This window comes from Streptomyces sp. NPDC060027 (assembly GCF_042737005.1).
Taxonomy (GTDB): Bacteria; Actinomycetota; Actinomycetes; order Streptomycetales; family Streptomycetaceae; genus Streptomyces.
The window spans coordinates 1-3,300 of sequence record NZ_JBHWVI010000359.1 but is presented as its reverse complement, the minus strand read 5'-3'; the positions used below and the strand labels follow the sequence as shown (position 1 = coordinate 3,300).

The following is a 3,300-nucleotide window of genomic DNA, read 5'->3' as shown; positions in this document are numbered from 1 at the left end:
GCGACCCCGTATCCGAAGCCGGCGCAGACGGCGACCCCGTATCCGAAGCCGGCGCAGACGGCGACCCCGTATCCGAAGCCGGCGCAGACGGCGACCCCGTATCCGAAGCCGGCGCAGACGGCGACGCGGTGGCGGTCTGCCGGGCTCCTGCTGCACCGTCCAGAGACGGCGAGTGGGGGGAGATTGCTGTCGGCTCGCTGGTCGGTGGGGAGGAGAGAGAAGCTTTGCCGAGGGTGTCGGGCACGCCCGTATCCTGCTTGGGAGTGGCAGGGGTGGAAATGCGTTGCCCAGACGGGTCGGTGTCATCAATCGATGTGGCGATGTCCCCTGAGGAGTTGGCTGTGGACTGTTCTTGCCCGAATCCGCTGGACAGTGCGGCCACGGAAAGCAGGCCTGCCACGGCAGCTGTCACGGCTGCGGCGTTGGTTCCGCGGAATTTGGACGGGAAGCTGTGTCTGGGGGGGCGGCGGTGCCGCGCGCGCGGTCGCGGATGAAGGATCGTGGTAGCCGAATCGACGCTGCCCCCGCCCGGACCAGGCACGGGCGATCCAACGAGGAACATGGCAACCAGCGCCGCCAGTGCGTGCCGTCCACGTTCTTCCCAGGTTTCCCCGTATCCGACTCGGGCTGCGTGTTCCAGACTGCTCAGCAGAGATATCGCGTCACTGGGACGCTGTTCAGGGGACTTTGCCAGCCCTTCACGTATGAGCGTCTGCACCGGGTCCGGTACGCGTCTGTCCGGAATCGGACCGGAGACGTGTTGGACGGCCAGCTCAGGAAGTGACTGCCCACGGTAGGGCAGTTCACCGATGATGCATTCAAAGAACGTAACCGTGGCCGCATACACGTCCGTGGCCGGCGACGCGGGCAGCCCCATCCACTGTTCCGGTGCCATGTACGCCGGGGTGCCTGCGGCCCTGGCTTCCGCTCCCTGGTGCACGGCGATCCCGAAATCCACCAGCTTCGAATGCCCCTGCCGGTCGACGAGAACGTTCCCCGGTTTGTAGTCACGATGCACGACCCCGGCTGTGTGGGCGGCCGACAGGCCAAGAAGCGAGCCCTTGAGAATGCAGAGCGCAGATTCGGGCGCGAGAGTGCCCTGTTCCCGGAGCAGTGTGCCGAGTGACACGCCGTCGACGAGCTCCATGACGATGGCGGCTCCCTCGACAGCTTCCCGGTACTGATACATCCGGGCCACATAGGCGGAGCTCAGAGATTCCAGCAGACGCGCCTCGACACGAAAGCGAGTCACGACATCGGGGTTCGACCGCAGGGCGTCACTGAGGTATTTGACGGCGACGGTCCGGCCTGTACGCTCCTCCACCGCCCTGACGACGTGACCGCTCGCTCCCGATCCCAGTACCTGGATAGGGCGGTACCCCGGCAGGTTCCATCCCGCGGCGCGCAAGTCAGTAGTCATGAGTGTTCTTCACCTTCGATAGTCACGTGCAGAGCGAGGAAGCGGTGGCCTGTCGGCGTTCCTCTGGATGAGAGTCGCTTCTGCGGTCGCGTTGCTGGGCTCACTTGTGGTACGCCCCGCGGTTTCCTGCGGCGGCGACCTTGTGAGACGGCGATGGCACGTCGCTCGGGCAGCTCAGCGCTCTGCGGCAGGGATCAGTCCCCCCGAAACGCAGATGCAACCCCGAGGTTAAAGAGTGCCGCTATGGGACACCTGAGTAATTGCTGCTCAAAGACGCTGTCGATTGTGCGCCACGAGATTCTCCACTGTCCCACATGGCCAATTCGCTTGAAGGCGCAGCCCGGCCAGTACTGATGGGCACCGAACGACGAGCTCTTCTTGTAGTGTGGATCGTGAAGACTTGGCTCTCAACTGGCCAAGAATGGCGGGTCACGACATGAGGGGCCCTGATGAGCATCTACGAGCAGATCGGTGGCCAGGGTCCCCTGGGTGCCATCGTTGAAGTCTTTTACCGCAGAGTCCTCGAAGATCCGATTCTGAAACATCATTTCAGTTCCGTGGACATTTCACGGCTTGCCGCACATCAGCGCGCGTTCCTTGCAGCCAGCCTGGGAGGTCCCGAGAATTACTCAGGAAGAAGAGTGACTAGCGCACATAAGGAATTGGGTATCACTGACGCCGAATTCGACCTGATGGTGGAAACCCTTATGACCGTGCTGCGCGACTTCGACACCCCTGATATCGTGGTACAGAAAGCATTCCTTCATCTGGAATCCTTCCGGGCAGATGTTGTTGCCCCGTAGAATCCAGTGTCCAGAATATCAAATTTCACGTCACTTCGAATGCGCTAATCATGTTTCTCTCACCACGAGCCGCAAACGAGCGTTGCACTGATCAGCCAGGTTATTGACACGGATGATGGGCGACTGGCCGCCGGGCGCGTAAAGCGTCGTCGGTACAGGCCCCTTGGCCACTTGTCCAACCAACAGACGATGGGGCGTCCGTCCGACCTGCTGTTGCTCGACCTCGGTACAGCTGAGCTGGCCGACTGCGCCGAAGTCGGCAAGCACCGACTGCAAGGCGAAGCTGGAGAGGCAGGACGCTGCAGGCAGGGCCCACTCCTGAAATGCTCGTGCGCAAGCCGGCGGGCGCCCGCCCATGCCAACGAGCTTGGTGGCACGCAGTGTTCAGGAGTCACCTCGAACACCGACAGTAGGAGCAATATGCCGTTCCAGGAGGCAGGGAAGTACTACTCGGGCCGACTTGCTATTCGCGGAGAGCGAGAGTCTTGCAGGACTGTTGCGGACCCGCAGTTGACCCGAACCATCGATAGAAAAAGCGCAATGATGGTCTTCTCCGAGAACATGCAGTGACAGCTTGTGGGAGCTGGGGAAGGACAGGACATTAAATTCTCTCCCGTGGTGTCATTGATTCCCGTCCAGGGTGGGGCAAACGCAGCGTGCTGGGCATGAGTAATGCCTACCTAACCATCGGCGGTGGGCATGCGCCCGGACACGCACGATCGCACCCGCGAGCACACCGGATTTTCCGCAAGTGCTGCTCACGCACCAGCTAAAGGTTTGTCCCGCAATAAGGAACCGATCGCAGAGACACTATGCGATGAGCGGCACTGCCCGGCTGCACAACCTCACCCTCGCCAGATAGGCGAAGGGGCATCTGTGGCGACGATGTTTGTGCCCCTCAGACGATCATTGCGGGACAAGCCTTAACTTGATCTTCAACGGCCCTGTTCTCGTATAACTACGGCAAGGTGGCGAGTAGCGCTTAACAACGGCTAACACAATGAGGTGGATCGCTCCTGGCTGCCGTGTCCGGGGCGGAAGTTGAGCGTTCTATCCGCTGTGGGGACGTCACCGTGG

2 protein-coding genes are annotated in these 3,300 nt (G+C 61.7%); one reads left to right on the top strand and one right to left on the bottom strand.

Features of this window, described 5'->3' with window-relative positions:
• On the bottom strand, positions 1-1,420 hold a 1,420-nt coding region (locus ACFWBT_RS41445; protein ID WP_385709550.1), incomplete at its 3' end, for a protein kinase.
• 449 nt (positions 1,421-1,869) lie between these two features.
• On the opposite strand from ACFWBT_RS41445, the gene ACFWBT_RS41440 reads away from it, so the two are divergent.
• Complete coding sequence (locus tag ACFWBT_RS41440) at positions 1,870-2,223, top strand: group 1 truncated hemoglobin (protein WP_385709547.1); 354 nt, start codon at positions 1,870-1,872, stop codon at positions 2,221-2,223.
• The last annotated feature ends 1,077 nt before the right edge of the window (positions 2,224-3,300 follow it).

Coding starts and splice junctions, on each gene's coding strand:
- ACFWBT_RS41440 (WP_385709547.1), top strand. CDS start 1,870: ATGAGCATCTACGAGCAGATCGGTGGCCAGGGTCCCCTGGGTGCCATC.